Genomic DNA, 17,694 nt, shown 5'->3' with positions numbered 1-17,694 from the left:
GATGATGGTGAAGCGCGCCACCCGCAAGTTCCTCGCACCCGTTGCGGTGCTGTTGGTCATGCAGCATGCGGCAGCTGCCCAAGGAAGCGCGGATGCACGGATCCGCATCGGCGACAAGTTCTTCAAGGAGATGGCCTTCGCTGAAGCCATCGAGCACTACGGGATCGCCGCTGACAAAGGCGCTGTGAACGAGCATGTGACCAAGCGCCTGGCCGAGTGCTATATGAAGCTGGGCAACACGGAAGAGGCCGAGAAGTGGTACGCGATCACCGTGAAGTTCCTGAACCGCGAGCCGCAGGACCTGTACAACTATGCCCAAGCGCTGAAAGGCAACGGCAAGTACAAGGAGGCCGAGGAGTGGATGGACCGCTACTTGGCGATGACCATGCGCGAGGGGGCCCCGCGGCGCAGCAACATCCAGGACTTTGCCCGGAAGTTCATGCTCGATGCCGACCGCTGGGAGGTGAAGCCCGTGAGCACCAACACCGCTTACAGTGACTTCGGCACGACCTGGCTCGATGACGACCGCGTGATCTTCGCAAGTGCCCGCGACAAGCGTGTGGGGCTGCAGCGCTCCGCTGCTTGGAACGCGCAGCCCTTCCTCGACCTGTACATGGCCACCCGCACGGAAGCGGGCGACCTCCTGAGCGTGAACGCGGTGGAAGGTTCGGTGAACAGCAAACTGCACGATGGCCCCGCCGTGGTGAGCAAGGATGTGAGCACGATGTGGTTCACCCGCAACAACCTCTTCAAGGGCAAGAGCGCCAAGAGCGCCAACGGCATAAGTCGATTGGCCATTTACAAGGCACAATGGCGCAACGGTGAGTGGGCCACCACCGAACAATTCCTCTACAACAACCCGGAATGTTCCGTTGGCCACCCGGCGCTTTCGCCGGACGGCAAGCGGATCTACTTCGTGAGCGATATGCCGGGCGGGAACGGTGGCACCGACATATACATGTGCCGCGACATGGGAGGTACCTGGGGTGAGCCCGAGAACCTGGGACCGGGGATCAACACACCCTACAATGAGGCCTTCCCGTTCATTGGCAAGGATGGCGTGCTTTGGTTCAGCAGTAATGGCCACCCCGGCTTGGGCGGCTTGGACGTTTTCCAAGCCAAACCGGGAAGCGATGGCCGGTTCAATGTCGCCGTGAACGTCGGGGCCCCGGTCAATGGCCCCAAGGACGACTTCTCCTTCATCATTGATGGCAGTAGTACGCGCGGCTTTTTCAGCAGCAACCGGCCCGGCGGTGCAGGCGACGACGACATCTACTCCTTCGTCCTGAAGCGCCCACTGGAGGATCGTTACCTGTGCACGGGCGTGGTGTTCGACGATGAGAACGAATCACCCGTGATCGATGTGGAAGTGCTGTTGCACGACAAGGACGGCAACGTGCTGGAGAGCACCACCACCGACGCAAGCGGCAAGTATTCCTTCACGGTGCAGAAGGACAAGGAGTACATCCTGAAGGCCCGTATGAAGGGCCGTTACGATGGCGAGGCGCATTTGAGCACCGAGCGCATCGACGAACAGCAGATCGTGGCGCGGGACATCCACATGGTGCCCGAGGGCGGCATCTGGTTGCGCGGTGTGGCCCGCTATGCCGACAAGCTCGGGTTCGTGCAGGGCATGAGCGTGAGCCTGGTGAACATCGAAACCTTGCAGACCGAAACAGATCTCACAGGCGACGGCGGCGAGTTCGACTTCCGTCTTACACCGAACGAAGAGTACGAAGTGCTGATCGAGAAGCAAGGCTTCTGGCGCATGAGCGTGCCCGTGAGCACCAAGAGCGTGAAGCAGGGCATCATTGACCTGAACGAAGCGCATGCGCTGGAGTTCGAGCCGATCGCAGCGGGGGTGCCCATTGTGCTGAAGCACCAGCGATGGGCGCAAGGCACTGCCACGCTCGACCCACGCGCCAAAGCGGAATTGGAGCAATTGGCCGATCGGCTGAACGTGAACCCGGCCCTGATCGTGGAGGTGGGCGTGCATAGCGATGCGCGCGGTGATGCGGCCGCCGAACTGAAGTTGACGCAGAGACGCGCCGACGTCATCCTGGAGTTCCTCCGCAGCAAGGGCGTTCAGCGGGAACGCATCGTCGCAAAGGGCTATGGGATCACCCGCCTTGTGAACCACTGTGTGGCAGGGGTGCAATGCTCGGAGGAAGAGCATGCAGTGAACCGCCGCGTGGAATACGTGGTGACCGGGACGCTACAGTGAGCGCGCTCCGTCCAACTGCCTTCAATCCAACTTCAGCACCGCCAGGAACGCCTGCTGCGGGATCTCGACCGATCCCACCGAGCGCATGCGCTTCTTGCCCTCCTTCTGCTTCTCCAGGAGCTTGCGCTTGCGGCTGATGTCGCCGCCGTAGCACTTGGCGGTAACGTCCTTGCGCAGGGCCTTCACCGTTTCGCGCGCCACGATCTTGGCGCCGATGGCCGCTTGGATGGGGATATCGAACTGTTGGCGCGGGAGCAGTTCCTTCAACTTGGCGCACATCTTCTTGCCGAGTTCATGCGCATGGTCGCGGTGGATGAGCGCGCTCAGGGCGTCCACTTGTTCGCCGTTCAGCAGGATGTCGAGCTTGATGAGGTCGCTTTCCTTGAACCCGATCGGGTGGTAGTCGAACGAAGCATACCCACGGCTGATGCTCTTCAACTTGTCGAAGAAGTCGAACACCACTTCGCCCAGCGGCAGCTCGAAGGTCAGTTCCACGCGGTCGGTGGTGAGGTAGTTCTGCCCGATCAACATCCCGCGCTTGTCGATGCACAAATTCATGATCGGGCCGGTGTATTCGGCCTTGGTGATGACCTGGGCTTTGATGTACGGCTCCTCGATCTTCTCGATGTGCATCACCTCGGGCAGCTCGCTCGGGTTGTGCACGTCCAGCACGTCGCCGTTGGTCTTGGTAACGGTGTAGCCCACGTTGGGGACGGTGGTGATCACCGTCATACTGAACTCACGCTCAAGCCGCTCCTGGATGATCTCCATGTGCAGGAGGCCGAGGAAGCCGCAACGGAAACCGAAACCCAGTGCGGCGCTGCTCTCTGGTGTCCAGGTCAAGCTGGCATCATTGAGCTTCAGCTTCTCCATGGCATCGCGCAGCTCCTCGTAGTCGTCGGTGTCCACGGGGAAGATGCCGGCCCACACCATGGGCTTCACGTCCTCGAAACCTTTGATCGCCTCCAAGCAGGGACGCTCCTGGTGCGTGATGGTATCGCCCACCTTCACCTCGCTCGCTGTCTTGATGCCGCTGATGATGTAGCCCACATCGCCCGCCAGCACTTCGTCGCGTGCGCGCAGGTCCATCTTCAGGATGCCCACCTCGTCCGCCGCGTAGGAGACACCGGTGTTGAAGAACTTCACCTTGTCGCCCTTGCGGATGGTTCCGTTCATCACGCGGAAGTAGGCGATGATGCCGCGGAAGGAATTGAAGACACTGTCGAAGATGAGCGCTTGCAGCGGCGCCTTGGCATCACCCTTCGGCGACGGAACACGCTCCACCACGGCTTCCAGCACTTTGTCCACGCCGAAACCGGTCTTGCCGCTAGCGGGAAGGATGTCCTCGTGCTTGCAGCCGATGAGGTCCACGATCTGGTCCTTCACTTCTTCGGGGTTGGCCGAAGGCAGGTCCATCTTGTTCAGCACGGGGATGATCGTGAGGTCGTGCTCCAGCGCGAGGTAGAGGTTGCTGATGGTCTGCGCTTGTATGCCCTGGGTGGCATCCACGATGAGCAACGCACCCTCGCAGGCGGCGATGCTGCGGCTCACCTCGTAGCTGAAGTCAACGTGGCCGGGCGTATCAATGAGGTTGAGGACGTACTTCTTCCCGTTCAGGGAATAGTCCATCTGGATGGCCTTGCTCTTGATGGTGATGCCCCGCTCACGCTCCAGGTCCATGTCGTCCAGGGCCTGGTTGGTCATGTCCCGGTCGGCAATGGTGCCGGTCATCTGCAACAGGCGGTCGGCCAGGGTGCTCTTACCGTGGTCGATGTGGGCGATGATGCAGAAGTTGCGGATGTGGTCCATGTGTTTCATCCCGATTTATCGGGGGCTGACGGTCAGGGAGATAGCCCCGGAAAGGGGCCGCGAAAGTAGCCCAATTGCCACGGCAGTCGCGACGGCCTAGCTTGGTAGAGCAGCGGCCCCCGGTCCACAGGCAACTTTTGCAGGGGCGATCGCATCATTAACCCCGGAAAGCCATGACGGACGAGCGAATGGTTGAGGGATGCCTCCGGAACGACCCGGTGGCGCAGAAAGCGCTGTACGCGGCTTACTCCAGGAAGATGATGGCCGTTTGCCTCCGATACGCCCACAGCCGCGACCAAGCGAAGGACATCCTGCAGGATGGCTTCGTGAAGGTGTTCCAGAAAATGGAACTGTACCGTGGTGATGGCCCATTGGGCGGCTGGATCGCACGCACCATGGTGAACACCGCCCTGGACCACCTGCGCCGGAACAAGCCCTTCGATCACAGCATCGACCTCACCGAAGCCGAGTACCTGCACAGCGAAGACTCGCATGTGGTGAGCAGCATGAGCACCCAGGAACTGATGGCCTTGGTGCAGAACCTTCCCCCGGGCTACCGGGTGGTTTTCAACATGTTCGCCATCGAAGGGTTCTCGCACAAGGAGATCGCCGATCACTTGGGCGTGAGCGAGAACACAAGCAAAAGCCAATTCATGAAAGCGCGGGCCTACCTGCGCAAGCAGCTGCCCAAAGCGGTTGCTGCAGCATACGAGCACGATGAAACAGAAGGATGAACTGATCGACGCCCTGCGCGAGCGCCTGAGCGACCTGGAAGCTCCGGTGGATCCCGGCTTGTGGGCGGGTATTCAAGCCCGCATGGCCGAAGCGGCCGTTGCCAGCGGCACCGATCCCGTCACGGAACTGTTCCGTGATGGGTTGAAAGATGCTGAAGCCCCGGTGGATCCCGGCGTGTGGAGCAGCATCAGCAGCCAGCTCAGCCACCCGGCTGTAGCAGGCACGGTGAGCGTAGGTGCCTGGGTAGGTGGCGGCATTGCCGCTGCCGTGGTAGTTGGCGGCTTGTGGTGGGGAATGAGCGCGAACGATGCACCGGCCGTGGTTGCCGAGAAGCAGCCAGTGGCCGCAGAGCAGGCTGTAGTTCAGCCATCGGTCGAAGTAGTTGTGGGTACACCTGACCAGGAGGAGGAGCATGCGGTTCCGCCTATTGATCCATCGTCGAAAGGGACCGATGCTGAAGCCCCTGGAAAAGAGAAGGCCACATCAGGGTTGCCAGCGGAGCTGTCGAACATCACTGCGGCGACCACGTTCACGATCATCTCTCCGGAGACCTCCGGAAGTGACCGCAGCGCGGAGGATGAACCGGCCGTTCGCCCGGCGGAGGGGAGAACACATGAGATAGGACCGAACTTCAGCACGGTGCAGGAGATCATGGCGCGCGCAGAGAAAGAGGTGGACGAGAATCCGGCCCCTGCGATAACGCCCGACCCTCAAGTGCATGGTCAGCCTGAGGCCACGAAAGAGCCTGAACCCGATCAAAGCTCCGAGCCTGCACTGCGCACCGAAGAAGCCAGCTTGTTCATTCCCAACGTATTCACCCCGAACAACGACGGCGTGAATGACCGCTTGGAAGTGAGCGCCACCGGTGTAAGCGAGATCCGCGTGAGCATTTACAGCGCATCGAGCGACCGCCTGATGTACCGCTCCAACGACCTCACCCCTTGGGATGGTCGAGACCCCAGTGGTGTGCTTTGTCCGGAGGGCTACTACTTTTATGCGATCGAAGCCACCGGGCCCGATGGCAAGACGATCACGAAGGGCACGGTGGTGCGGTTGAACACGCACTGAACACTGCCATGCAACGGACGCTACGGAGCACCTTGATACTTGCCGCGTGGGTAGTGGCAGCCATGATGATGGAGTGCGCCGCGCAGGAGCGCGTGCGCGACCAAGCCAGCTATGACGCTTGGAAGGCGGCGACCTACGGCGTGCCATTGACCGCTGCTCCCGCAACCGCCCCGACGCGTGCCACGCCACCCGCCGTTGCAAAAGGCGGTGGCGGCGTTTGCGACTGCTGGATTCAACCCGATGCCAGCTACACCACCATCGACAACAACACCCAGTGGAACGCGAATGGTTGGAACAATGCAGATGATGGCAGTTATGGGCCCATCGCATTGCCGTTCAGCTTCGACATGTACGGGCAGTTGTGGAACACGGTGTACATCAACATCAACGGCAACGTTTCCTTCGGAAATTACCTCGGCACGTTCACGGCATCGGGATTCCCATACGCGGGAACAACGTTGGCTGCACCGTTCTGGGCCGATGTTGATCTGCGCGGCCCTGGTGCCGGCCTCAACATCGTGCAGTACAAGGTGACGCCCACCGCGATGTACGTGAACTGGACGAACGTGGGATACTTCAGCCAGCAAACGAACCTGCTGAACACGTTCCAGATAATCATCACCGATGGCACTGATCCCGCGGTGAACGGTGCCAATGTCTCGTTCTGCTACAAGGACATGCAATGGACCACCGGTGCTGCGAGCGGTGGCACGAACGGCTTCGGTGGCAGTGCGGCCAACGTAGGCGCCAACCATGGCAACGGCGTGGATTACATGCAGTTCACCCGTGTGGACCAGGCCGGTGCTGCTTACGATGGCCCCTTTGGCTTGAACGACGGCATCGACTTCCTGGACAACCAGTACTTCAAGTTCAGCACGGATATCACCTCCGCGAACGTTCCGCCGATCATCACAGGACAAAGCGCGTGCGACAGCATCATCGTCTGTGTGGGCATCCCCGTGCAATTGGACGTCACCTTCCTCAGTCCGGAACCGAACCAGATCACTACCGCGAATTCGTACGCGACAACGTTGAGCAACTACACCATCGTGAGCAACACGTCGGGTGTTTCAGCGGCCATTTCCACCATGTTCACGCCCACGATGGCGGACGTGGGGAACCATGTCATCGTTTTCGAGGGCACGGACAATGGACTGCCAGTGCTGACCAGTACGCTCAGCATGAACGTTCTGGTGATGCCGCCCGCAGTGCCGATCGCGCCGGCTTCCTACACCACGTGCGATCAATCACCGGGCATCGACCTCTTTACCCTTTTCGCGCCGGGCACTCCGGCTGGGGGCACATGGATCGATCCGAACGGCAATGCCCACTCCGGGATACTGGACCCTGCGACGGACGTCAGTGGTGCCTATGTGTATGATGTCGGTGGCGCGGCTTGCACATCCGTTGGAACCGTTACGGTGACCATCCAGACGTTGCCGGATGCGGGCACCCCCGGTAGTGGCACCTACTGTGCGGACAACGCCACTGTAGACCTTTTCACCTTGTTGGGCGGCACTCCGGATGCAGGCGGCGCATGGACCGACCCGAACAACCTGGCGCACACCGGCACGCTCGACCCCTCAACGGATCCTTCCGGCACTTACACGTACACGATCACCGGCATCAACCCTTGCCCCAGTGCAAGCAGCACCGTCTCCATCACGATCCACCAGCCTGTTGATCCCGGCACGGACAACACCTTTGCGCTCTGTCGGGCCGATCCAGCGGTCGATCTCTTCACGGTGCTCGGTGGTACGCCCGATGCCGGCGGCGCCTGGACCGACCCCGCTAACGCAGCCTTCACCAACCCGATCGATCCCGCGCTCGCCGCACCGGGTTCGTACACCTACACCATGACGGGTACTGCTCCGTGCCCGACGTTGTCGGCGGTCATCACCGTCACTGCCGATCCTGTTCCCTATGCAGGCGAAGATGCCGTGTTCGACATCTGCAAGGACGGCTCGAACACAGTGCTCTTCAACCTGCTCACCGGCGGACCGGACGGCGGCGGCGCATGGCATGCCCCGTCCATGGCGGCGCACAGCGGCACGTTGCTGCCTGCAACGGACGCATCAGGTCTGTATCGCTACGTGGCCTACGGTGTTGGAGCGTGCAATGCGCTCAGCGATACGAGCATCGTTGATGTGCTCATCAACCCCCTGCCCGATGTGCAGTTCGCTGCTGTGCCCGTGGCCGGCTGCGCACCGCTCGATGTGGAGTTCACCAACAACACCGACCCGCTGCTCAGCGACAACTGTTCATGGGACTTCGGCGACGGCGGCACGGGAACCAGCACCACAAGTGAGTTCAACACGTACACCAATCCGGGGCTCTACACCGTGAGCCTGACGGTGACCACCGACAGTGGCTGCGTGAGCAACCTCACCTTGGTGGACATGATCGTGGTGGAGCAGCCACCCTCAGCCGAATTCACCGCTTACCCGAACCCGGCCACCATCTCACAGAGCGTAGTGGCTCTTCAGAACGATGATCCACAAGCCGTCGTTTGGGCATGGACCATCACCGAGCAAGGCACAAACGAACTGCTCGGCACCAGCGATGAACGTGACCTGGCCTTCGAATTCCCGAACGACCTTGGTGGTCTCTACGATGTGTGCCTCGCCGTGCAGGACATCTATGGTTGCGTGGATACCGTGTGCCGCGTGGTGGAGATCCGCAATCCGCTCCTGGTTTTCGTGCCGAACACCTTCACACCCGACGGCGATGGCGTGAACGACCTCTTCTTCCCCAGTATCCTGGGCAGCGATCCCGAGCAGTACTCCCTGATGGTCTTCGACCGCTGGGGCAGCATCGTCTTCCAGAGCACCGACCTGCAACAGGCGTGGGACGGCAAGCACCGCAACGGTGGGGAGGTCCTGCAACAAGGTTTGTACACTTGGCTGCTGAAGACCGCGCCGGAACGCGAAGGCGGAAAGAAGGAGTACCGTGGCCACGTGACGTTGATCAAGTGAGCCGGTCATAGAACCGAAAGAGAACGAACGATGAAGAAGTTGATACGCCGCGTAGTGGCGATGGCCTTGTTGGCGAACACGGTTCCTGGGATCGCCCAAACCGTTGAATTATCCGTCGGAGAGTACGATCTGCGCAAACGCAACGGAACGCTGCCCGCGAACGCGCGCCCGATGATGAAGGAGCCGGTTCAGCAAGCGGCCGTGCAGGCCGCAGGCACTGCGAAAGGCGGAGGGAACTTGGCTTGCGATTGCTGGATACAGCCCGATGCGGCATACACACTGGCCATGACCCCCAACGACGACGGGTCGAGCGCTGCGATCACCATCCCTTTCCAGTTCGACCTGTACGGCCAGCTTTTCAGCACCCTCTTCATCAACAACAACGGCAACATCTCCTTCGATGCGCCTTGGGCGACGTTCACCGCTACCGGGTTCCCCACGGCCAGCTTCACCATGGTGGCGCCTTACTGGGCCGACATTGATACGCGTGGCGACGACGGCATGGGCCTCAACGGCGGAACGGTGAAGTACAAGGTGACACCGACCGCTCTCTACGTGAACTGGGACGACTGTGGGTACTTCAGCATGTACACCGATAAGAAAGTATTCATCCAGTTGATCATCACCGACGGCACGGATCCGATCCTCGGCCCCGGCAACAACGTGAGCTTCTGCTATAAGGAGATCGATTGGACCACTGGTGACGCCAGCGGCGGCACCAACGGTTTCGGTGGCTCACCTGCGGTGGTAGGCGCCAACCTCGGCAATGGAGTTGATTACATCCAGTTCGGTACGTTCGATCAACCGGGTTCCGCCTACGATGGTCCCTTCGGGGCGAACGACGGCTGCGATTGGCTCGACTTCAAGCATTTCGTGTTCAGTACCAGCACCACCGGCAGCAACATCGCACCCATCGCGAGCAGCGCTTTCCTGTGCGACACCATCACCGTGTGCACAGGCTCCTACACGGAGATCCAGCTCGACTTCATCGCTCCTGAGACCGGTCAGACGGTCACCGCTACAAGCAGCTGCATCTCACTGCCGAGCTACGCTGAAGTGAGCAACACCAGCGGCATTACGGCTACCGTCGTCAGTGGCTTCACGCCAACGGTGGCCGACATCGGCTTCCACAACATCGATTATGCCGGCACCGACAACGGCAACCCTCCCCTCACCACCAACGTGAGCATCGTGGTGGAAGTGGTGCAAAGCCCCGGTGCCCCGCCCGCCATCACGGGCGATAGCACCATTTGCTCCGGCGAGGTTTCCACATTGGATGCGGGGCCGGGCTTCACCGACTATCTGTGGAGCAACGGAGCCACAGGCCAGACCATCCAAGCTGGTGCGGGTGTTTATACCGTTACCGGGATCGTCGGCAGTTGCCCGCTCACCAGCCAGCCCTTTACCATCGTTGCTTCGCCCGCGCCGCAGCCGGTCATCACGGGGGTGCTGTTCAATTGCGCTGGCGAGCCTACCACGCTGAGCACCACGCAGCCCTACACCAACTACACCTGGAGCAACGGCAGCACCGACCCCACAATCACCGTGGGCACGGGTACCTATTCCGTTGCGGTGACGGACGCCAGCGGCTGCACGGGTACTAGCGCGGCAGTCACCGTGTTGAGCGCTCCTGCACCGACGGCTGGGTTCGTCCCGGACCCGCAAGGCCCCGTGCCACCGGGAACATCCGTGCTCTTCGACGACACGAGCCTCGGCAATGGCGGCAACATCACGTCGTGGGCTTGGGACTTCGGCAACGGAGGGAACAGCAGTGTGCAGAACCCGACCAACACGTACAACCTGCCCGGGAACTATACCGTGACGCTGACCGTGACCACGGCTGATGGTTGCACGGACACCTACGAACTGATCTACACCGTGCTGCCCGTTGAGATCGAAGTACCCAACGTCTTCAGTCCGAACGGCGACGGACAGAACGACTACTTGGAGTTCAGCGGGCTCCAGTTCTACAACGGGGCGAACCTCACCGTGTACAGCCGTTGGGGCAACGTAGTGTACGAGAACTCCAGCTACCGCAACACGTGGAACGCCAAGGATGTCAGCGAAGGCACCTACTTCTTCGTGCTTCGCCTGGCCGATGGCCGCGAGTACAGCGGGCATGTGACGCTGCTCCGCTGATCCCCTGCGGGCAGCGCGGATATCTTCGCCGCCATTGCGCCCGGCGTGCGCAGTTGCACGATGAAAGTCATTGACCACCTGCGCGGCGCCAAAGGCACCCTGCTCAGCTTCGAGATCCTCCCCCCGCTCAAGGGCCGCGACATAACCAGCATCTACGAAGGTATCGACCCATTGCTGGAGTTCAAGCCGAGCTTCATCAACGTCACCTACCACCGCGAGGAGGTGCTCTACAAGGAGCGCGGCCACGGTCTGCTGCAGAAGATCCGCCTGCGCAAGCGCCCCGGCACCGTGGGCATCTGCGCCATGATCAAGGCCAAGTACAATATCGACAGCGTGCCGCACCTCATCTGCGGCGGCTTCAGCAAGGAAGACACGGAAGACGCGCTCATCGAGCTCAACTTCCTGGGCATCGACAATGTGCTGGCCCTGCGCGGCGATGCCGTGAAGAACGAGCCGAACTTCATCCCCGAGCGCGATGGTCATGCGCACGCCGTTGACCTCATCCACCAGATCACGGCGCTCAACAAAGGCAAGTACCTCTATGAAGAGGAGGAAGAAGCCGCGCCCACGGACCTGTGCATCGGGGCAGCATGCTACCCCGAGAAGCATCCCGAAGCGTTGAACCGCAGCACCGACATGGCCTACCTGAAGCAGAAGGTGGAGGCCGGTGCCGAGTACCTGGTGACGCAGATGTTCTTCGACAACCGCAAGTACTTCGCCTTTGTGGAAGAGTGCCGCGCCAACGGCATCACCGTCCCCATCCTGCCCGGCCTCAAGCCCATCACCACGCGCAAGCAGACCAAGTTCCTGCCCAAGACCTTCCACATCGACCTGCCCGTGGAATACACCGACGCGCTCGAACGCTGCAAGAACGACGAAGAGGTGAAGGCCATCGGCATCGAGTGGGGCATCCAACAGGCCCGCGAGCTGAAGAAGGCTGGTGTGCCCGGCCTGCACTTCTACACCATGGGCCGCAGCGAGGCGGTGAGGGCCATTGTGAAGGAGGTGTTCTGAGGCCTGTAGAGCCAGCTACCGATTCCCGTCCAAACTCAATCCCGCCAACTTGGCACTCACTTCCGTTGGAAGTGTCCGCACTCCTGTCGGTTGGGATCTCACTTCTGTTGGAAGTGCCCACACTTCTGTCGGTCGGGGGCCCTGGTGAGACAGGGCCGCTAGGCGGTACGACGGCAACAACCTGCCAGTGAACCGGAGCGCCCTGCACGGTGGACGGGATGTAGGACACACCGGCTTAACGCAGGGAAGAAGAAGGATGCGCCCGACGGGTTGTCCTTGTTAACAAAGACAAGAGGTGGTGCTAAGGTTGGTTTGCCGACCTCGCCAACCGTTGGCCATCACGCCCTATCCTCCAAAATGATGACAAGCGGGATTTGGAAATGGTCGGCGCTTTGCGCTGGTTTGTTGTGCCGTAATAAAAAGTCATGCGCAAAGCGAATCAGCGTCAACTCATTTCTCGGTTCGCTGTGAACGTGCCGATTTGTGCTATGGCCGGGGGGCGTAGCCGCGGCTCTGTTTTATACTGTGCAGCCACGAGACGATGAAGGGCAATCAAATGGGGTTCCCGACCCTAGTCAATCTCAACTCATCCGGCAAGGGCGCCACCGGCCAACTGGAGCCCAAGGCAAAACCCTGATTCAGATGAAGGCGAACAACGAAAACATTTGCGGGACTCGGCTTCCAGTGTTGCTCCGAAACAGCCTCTCGGTGTTGTGCAGCGTACACCTAGCTCTGTGCGCACAAGCACAATCTACTGTTCCGGATGTTGGAGCTACGCTTTGGGATTGGAACACGGATTTCATCAGCCAGGCGGACAATTTGCTGGACCCCACGGAGGAAGGAAGTTTGTACGCGCAGCATGTGAAGGCTATGATGTTCTGGGGTGCCCGGCTTTATCCATCGGGCGATTTCCAAAAGGCCGCCGATGGGTTAACGGATTACTTGAACTGGTATCCGGCGCATCCCAAGTCAAGCAACCCCTGGGGGTCGAATTGGACTTCCCTCGGACCATTTAACACGCCCAGTCTCGGTGGAAACGGCAGCTACTCGCCTGGCACTGGGCAGGTGCATTCCATTGGGTTCGACCCTGGGTTTGGATCATTGAACCAAACCATGTATTGTGCATCCTCCCTTGGAGGTATGTTCAGAAGCACCAATGCTGGTGCGACATGGGAGCCCTTCAGCGACTCCTCGTTCCCTATGGCTGGAGTGGCCGATTTTGCAGTGAGTTCGTCGAATGGTGAGGTCATTTTCGTTGGCACAGGAGACACCGATGGGCGCACGAGCTTTTCAACCGGTGTTTTTCGCACCATGGATGGTGGTGCTACTTGGGAGCACCTGAATAACGGCTGGCTGAACCAGTATCCCGGTCTTAACAACATTACAGCGATTGAGCTGGCGCCTGGTTTGCCTTCTACACTTCTTGTAGCCACCACCAACGGGATATACAGAACACAGAATGCGTTGGATCCCGCTGCCTCTGTTCAATGGCAGTCTGTGCTGGCTGTGCCAACCGAGAATCACTGGAAAGGGTTGGTGTTCAAGCCTTCTGACCCGTCAACGGTATACTGTTCCGGAAAGGACGTTTACCAATCGACGTCATTCGGTGATTTGGGTACTTGGTCCGCCATCACAGGACCAGGGTTCGGTCTTGACTTTGATTCGGCCCCGGAGTTCAGTGTAACAAAGCCCACGCGGATCAACTTGGCCACAACGCCGGCCGCGCCGGCAATGCTGTACGCCCTCCTCGTGCGACAAGGCGCAGGCGGGAATCGGAGTTTCGCGGCGGAGTTCGATGCGACAACCGGACAATGGAATAGCCTGTTGCTCGTTGAGAACACGAACAAAGACTGCTCCAACGCGTGGCTGCCGATCGCGGTTGGTCCCATCAGTTACAACGGCGAAATAGTTGCCTACTATGGTAGTGCGAAAATCTATCGAAGTCTATTGGACAATGGCACGCGAACAATCGCAATGATGGATGATTATAGCGACAACGTTCATGCCGACAGTCACGGACTCGCCTTCACCCCACAAGGTGATGCCGTTTGGATTGGGCACGATGGCGGTATCAGTAAGTCGACGACGATTACGGCGCTCACAACCGGTGCGAGCCAGTGGAGCACGCTGAACAATGGGCTAGTCACGGGCACTATATTCCATCATGCCTCCTCCCAAGTAGAAGCTGGGACGGTAATGATGGGAACGCAGGACAACGGCACCAGTGTCAGGAAGCCAAACGGCAGCGGCGACTATTTATGGAGCCAGATTGAAGGTGGCGACGGTACGGCAAATTACATCACGCCGGACGGAACTGTGGGCTGGTCCTTTGAGTTGCAGAACCGAGCGCATATGAATCGGCACACGGCCGATTTCTCGGTTCATACGAACTATCAGGTGGGATGGGGGCCTTCGGAAATCCCGCCCATGGGTGAGATACCCGGTACCGGCAAATCCTACGTGGGCATAAAGGAGGTGTATGCCATGCTGGAGAAGAACAACACATTGAATCCCGGTCCACTTGAACGGCTCTCCCATGTGCAGTGCGACGACGTAGATCTCACATTGGTGACTGCCAAACCATTGGGAAAGTCAGGACTGCGTTTGCTCCCTCCGACGCCCGAGTCATCTATTTCGTGACGAACTGGAGGGCTCCCGGTGATCCGGGTGCGCCTGATTGCCCCTTGGGCTCGCCGACAAGACTTTGGCGCAGCAAGAACGATCCGAACACGGGTGAACTACCTCCCCTGTACAATGGCTTGGGTTGTAATCCGAACCCAGCCCCGCGCTTCGAAGAAGTGCTAGGGTTACCGGAGCCCGGATTTGGCGAACGGCCAGTGATCACCGGCCTCGATGTTGACCCCAACGACCCCAAACACATCGTGCTGACTTTTTCGGGTTACGAGGATAACTTCAAGATTTTCGAGTCCTTGGATGGCGGGGACCAATGGTCGAACCTCGACCCGCAGAACTCATTACCGAATTTGCCTGTGAACGATGTCGCGTTCCAGCACGGCACGGACGGCGGGGTGTACATCGCGATGGACGCCGGTGTGTTTTTCAAGGATATCTACAACGACATTGGCGGTCCATGGGATGCGTTCTACGCTGACCTGCCCAACGCGCGAGTAACGGAACTGGATATCAACTACTGCGTTGGTAAGATCAGGGCAAGCACCTACGGACGGGGTCTGTGGGAAAGCGACCTGGCCATGTCGAACTCGAAAGAATTGGTCGTTGATGCGTCTGCGACCTGGGGCGAACACATGAACTTGGCAACCAACCTCCGCGTCACCAACGGCGCCGTCCTTACCGTCACCAACACCGTCAACTTCGCACCAGGCACACGCCTCACCATAGAACCCGGCAGCAAGGTGGTCGTCAACGGCGGCAAGCTGCTCAACATGTGCGGAAAGTCGTGGCATGGGGTGGATGTGGTGGGCGACCCCGCCCTGAGCCAAGTGCCGAGCACCAACCAGGGCAGGCTCGATCTGATCAACGGTGCGCTGATCCGCAATGCCGAAGTGGGCGCACGCGCTTACCGCACCGACGCTTCGGGCAATTACATACCCGGCACCGAAGGCGGCATCATCCGCTCGGTGAACGGTAGCCAGTTCATCGACTGCGGCCGTATGGTGGCACTGAAGCCGTACGAAAACGTCGTGAACGGCAACGAGATCAGCAACCGCAGCTACTTCTCCAGCACCACCTTCCTGGTAACTCCGGAAAGGCCCACCGACCTTACCTACAACATCATGGTGATGTTGGAGGACGTCAGCGGCGTGCAGTTCAACAACTGCACCTTCCAGTGCGAGGAGAACCTGGACCATGGCGTGCCGGGGCCCACGGCCATCCGTGCGTTCGATACGCGCTTCACCGTGACCAGCTCCGATTTCGTCCACGTGGCGAGCGGCATCCGTGCCAGCGATGCCAGTGGCATCAATCCGTGCTACATCAGGGGCAACACCTTCTCGGAGACTGACCGTGGTATTGCGCTCATGGGCGTCAACTTCGCTGAGGTCACTGGCAACACCTTCAATGTCACGGATGGGCCGGGCGTATGGCCTTTCACTGACCCGTTGTACCCCACACCCTACGGTCTTTACCTGTTCGGCTGCGAAGGCTTCGAGGTGGAGGAGAACTCGTTCTCGGGTGTGAACCCCGAAGGCAACGTGGGCATTGCCACGCGCAACATCGATATCGGTGCCAACCAGTTCTACCGCAACACCTTCGATGGCGTGCTGGTGGGCAGCTTGCTCCAGCGCGACAACCGGGACGAGAACATCCTCAACGGCTTGCAGTTCCTGTGCAACACGTACGGGGGCAATGCCGAGTGCGAATTCGACATAGCCGTCACGGACCAGGGCGAGGTGGCGCCTTTCCAGGGAGACATTTTCCAAGGCCAGCCAGCGGGTAACCAGTTCTACCCGGAATGCACAGCGGCAGATGAATCGGACATCTACGTGGAGAACGATGCCCCAAGTGGTTTCACGTACATCCACCATGTGGATGACTTCTGCGAGCCAGCTTGTTCCACCCCAACGTTCGTCACTCTTTTCGAGGTCAACTCGTTCTTCATCAGTGGTGATGATGAAACGAGTACTTGCCCCTCCGATCGGAGCATTGAGCACGATCCTGTGGCACAGGCGCAGAAGTTCGCGCTCATCAAACAGCAGTACATCGCCCTGAAGGCGCTCTACGATGGTGAGGTAAACGCTGGCAATACTCAGTATCTACTGGACCTGATCAGCCATTCGTCCACGACCTCCTTCGACCTGCGCACGCAACTCTTAGCCGCCTCCCCTGCCTTGTCGGATGATGTGATGATAGCCGCCATTGAGCGCGAACCCGCCATGAATGACTTGCACATTTCACAGGTGTTGCTGGCCAATGATCCGCTAACCCCTGATGTACAGATAGCCCTCGAGCGCAGCGATGTGAGCGCCTATTACCAGAACCTGGTACTGGCCCAGCAGAATGGTGGTTTGAGCAACAAGAGCATGCTGGAGGCTGAACTGAGCGGCTACCGCTTGGCGTTGGAAGGCCCACGCTACGACGCCATTCGGCTCTACTTGGAACGCGACACGGTGGGCAACCCCTTGGATAGTGTATGGCATGTGGTTGGGGCCCCCGACTTGCCGGGCAATGCCAACAGCAGGGTGGCCATACTGCTAGCCCAGAAGGATTGGGCAGCAGCCGACGCCATGCTTCAAGACCCGGAACCCGAGCTTACGGCAGATGAAGTGACCGTATGGGAAGCGGTACGCGATGTTGCGCAGAACCCCGGGGATGCGGCCCAGACAGTTGCTGCGCAGAGCGGTACACTGGAAACGATAGCTGCGGGCAACGGCCGGGCGGCCATGATGGCGCGTTCGCTCTTGGGCCAATACTTGGGCAGCATGTTCGAGGAACCCATCATCCTGCCCGGCAATCGCAGCCCGCGAAGGTTAAACGGCCAGGAAGGGTCCAGTGCGGACGGAATGCTCGATGCCTTCCCCAATCCTGCTTCGGACCTGCTGCGCATTACGGCTTTGAGCGGAACACCGGAAGCCGCAGGCCGGTTGGTCATCTACGATGCCCAAGGCCGTGTGGTCGTGGAGCGGCCGTTGCAACCAGGTCTACAGCTCTTCGAACTATCGGTGCAGGACTGGTCGCAGGGTACCTACCGCGTGGTGCTTTGGGATGCCCAGGGCAAGGCCAAGAGCACGACGGTAGCCATTTCGCGCTGAA

9 protein-coding genes are annotated in these 17,694 nt (G+C 59.8%); 8 read left to right on the top strand and 1 reads right to left on the bottom strand.

The genetic code is table 11. From position 1 onward, the window contains the following. Position 1 precedes the first annotated feature (1 nt). Positions 2-2,224 carry an OmpA family protein gene (locus tag IPJ76_06020; GenBank protein ID QQR87777.1) on the top strand — a complete coding sequence of 741 codons (2,223 nt, stop codon included), beginning with the start codon at positions 2-4 and terminating at the stop codon, positions 2,222-2,224. 21 nt (positions 2,225-2,245) lie between these two features. Here IPJ76_06020 and lepA read toward each other — a convergent pair whose 3' ends face one another. After that, positions 2,246-4,033, bottom strand: coding sequence for an elongation factor 4 (lepA, locus tag IPJ76_06015; protein ID QQR87776.1), 1,788 nt, complete (start codon positions 4,031-4,033; stop codon positions 2,246-2,248). Positions 4,034-4,206: 173 nt separating this feature from the next. Between lepA and IPJ76_06010 the strand changes: the two genes are divergently transcribed. The 7 genes from IPJ76_06010 to IPJ76_05980 all read left to right on the top strand — a co-directional run bounded on the left by IPJ76_06010 (position 4,207) and on the right by IPJ76_05980 (position 17,693). After that, positions 4,207-4,767, top strand: coding sequence for a sigma-70 family RNA polymerase sigma factor (locus IPJ76_06010; GenBank protein QQR87775.1), 561 nt, complete (start codon positions 4,207-4,209; stop codon positions 4,765-4,767). Next, complete coding sequence (locus IPJ76_06005; protein ID QQR87774.1) at positions 4,751-5,836, top strand: gliding motility-associated C-terminal domain-containing protein; 1,086 nt, start codon at positions 4,751-4,753, stop codon at positions 5,834-5,836. Before IPJ76_06010 ends, IPJ76_06005 begins: the two co-directional genes overlap by 17 nt. 8 nt (positions 5,837-5,844) lie before the next feature. Then, a complete protein-coding gene (locus IPJ76_06000) occupies positions 5,845-8,811 on the top strand; it encodes a gliding motility-associated C-terminal domain-containing protein (GenBank protein QQR87773.1) in 2,967 nt (988 codons plus the stop codon). Positions 8,812-8,841: 30 nt separating this feature from the next. After that, entirely contained in the window at positions 8,842-10,950 is a 2,109-nt protein-coding gene (locus IPJ76_05995; protein QQR87772.1) for a gliding motility-associated C-terminal domain-containing protein, read from the top strand. A gap of 60 nt (positions 10,951-11,010) precedes the next feature. Further along, on the top strand, positions 11,011-11,964 hold the full coding sequence (metF, locus tag IPJ76_05990) for a methylenetetrahydrofolate reductase [NAD(P)H] (protein QQR87771.1): 954 nt from the start codon (positions 11,011-11,013) through the stop codon (positions 11,962-11,964). Between the two features lie 642 nt (positions 11,965-12,606). Next, positions 12,607-14,604 (top strand): hypothetical protein, encoded by a 1,998-nt coding sequence (locus tag IPJ76_05985; GenBank protein ID QQR87770.1) that lies wholly within the window; start codon positions 12,607-12,609, stop codon positions 14,602-14,604. Continuing rightward, entirely contained in the window at positions 14,601-17,693 is a 3,093-nt protein-coding gene (locus tag IPJ76_05980; GenBank protein QQR87769.1) for a right-handed parallel beta-helix repeat-containing protein, read from the top strand. Before IPJ76_05985 ends, IPJ76_05980 begins: the two co-directional genes overlap by 4 nt. The last annotated feature ends 1 nt before the right edge of the window (position 17,694 follow it).

The organism is Flavobacteriales bacterium, assembly GCA_016699575.1.
Taxonomy (GTDB): Bacteria; Bacteroidota; Bacteroidia; order Flavobacteriales_F; family PHOS-HE28; genus PHOS-HE28.
This window is presented reverse-complemented; position numbering and strand designations above follow the sequence as displayed.